This window comes from Algoriphagus aurantiacus, assembly GCF_035156405.1.
GTDB classification, from domain to species: domain Bacteria; phylum Bacteroidota; class Bacteroidia; order Cytophagales; family Cyclobacteriaceae; genus Algoriphagus; species Algoriphagus aurantiacus.
Genome location: NZ_JAXRUT010000071.1, coordinates 1 through 1441, shown reverse-complemented (window position 1 = coordinate 1441; position 1441 = coordinate 1). Strand labels below are relative to the sequence as shown.

At 45.0% G+C, this 1441-nt stretch carries 1 protein-coding gene; it reads right to left on the bottom strand.

Annotated features, from left to right (window positions below):
* Window positions 1–55: 55 nt before the first annotated feature.
* Window positions 56–1306 (bottom strand): IS4 family transposase, encoded by a 1251-nt coding sequence (locus SYJ56_RS25765; protein WP_323839273.1) that lies wholly within the window; start codon window positions 1304–1306, stop codon window positions 56–58.
* Window positions 1307–1441: the final 135 nt, after the last annotated feature.

The window sequence follows — 1441 nt, the reverse complement described above, 5'->3', positions numbered from 1 at the left end:
TTACTGTCATCCGAGTAAGTTTTTGATAGTCTAAAATAGTGGGTTTTCTGGCTATTTAGGGTGATTTTTCTTTTTTTCTCAAAACACCCCCCTGCTCACTTTCGAAAATATCCAATTGTACTATTTCCAGATTTCGTTCTGCTTCTGTCAGGCAGTTCGTTTTTACTATGGTCTGGAAGCAGACATAGGATATCAGGTTGGCTCTGGCCATGGACACTAAGGTAGTAAACTGCTCTGCTTCTTTAATCCGCTTATGGATCACGCTGAAAATCAAATTGGCAATCAAGACCATCCATACCTGCGTTTTGATCCCCTCCCGGCTGTCCGAGAAAAAATAACCCAGTTCGAAGTTTTGCTTGATTTTTTTAAAGAATGGCTCGATCTCCCAGCGGTTTTTATACAGGAGCACTATGGTGTGAGAATGAAAGTCAAACAGGTTGCTCAGAAAGCGGAATACTTTGCCTGTCAATGGATCTTTATAGGTGATCAATCTGGCTTTTAGGTGCCCTTCTTCGGTCTTTAGCTCCACCAACTGGTCCAGAATGGTGCCTCCGGACAGGAAGTCATGGATGTCCGCCCGGATTTCACTGATCACTTCATAGCTGGCATTTTCGTTTAGCCTGGTCACGAAAAAGGCGCCACTCTCGGTCCATTTTTTATAAACCCCATAGTTCACATAGCCCTTGTCGAACACATAAATGGCTCCTTTCTGTACCTTCAGCTGTCCGAGGAAATCTTTATCGTTGCTGCTGGCCGGCGTAAGCCAGACCAGTTCGGGCACCATGTTGTCCAGAGGAAGCAGTGCATGCACCTTCAGCCCTCCTTTTTTCTTCCCGTTCATAGGATTCCTTCCCGCTCCTTTAAACACATCCGTCCACAGGGTCACGGTGCTGGAGTCAAACAGTTTTACCCGGTCAGGGGAAACTTCCCCGTTGATGGGCAGGCTGAGGTAACTGTCCGAAATCTCTGCTCTATAATGGGCCACCAATAAGTAATAAATATACCCATATACCTCATTGGGACGCTTGCGGTTGGCATCCGAAAGGGTACTGCTCGCCGGAAGTTTATAGATGCCCAGGTAGCTGAGTTTCTGCTCCAAAAACAACAGGCACTTACAGAGGCTGTTCAGCGACTGTACTCTGGAAACTACCCCATAAAGCATAAAGACCAGCTGTCTCCAGGTGTCCATTGTCTTATAATACCGGTCCGACTGAAAAGTTTCCGAGGCTTTATCTACTATCTCCCTGGGAACAAAAGAAAGCAGCTGGCTGATTATCGGATGACCGGATAGTTTTGTATGTTGCATTAAGATTTTATTGTGTCGTAACAACAAAATCTAATTAAAAGCGGGATTTACCAAATCGGTAGTTCCGCTTTTTTCATTTTGTACTATTCTAAGATTGCTGTTCTACCCTTGGTTTTTTACCCGGATGCCAGTAAT

Coding starts and splice junctions, on each gene's coding strand:
- SYJ56_RS25765 (WP_323839273.1), bottom strand. CDS start 1,306: ATGCAACATACAAAACTATCCGGTCATCCGATAATCAGCCAGCTGCTT.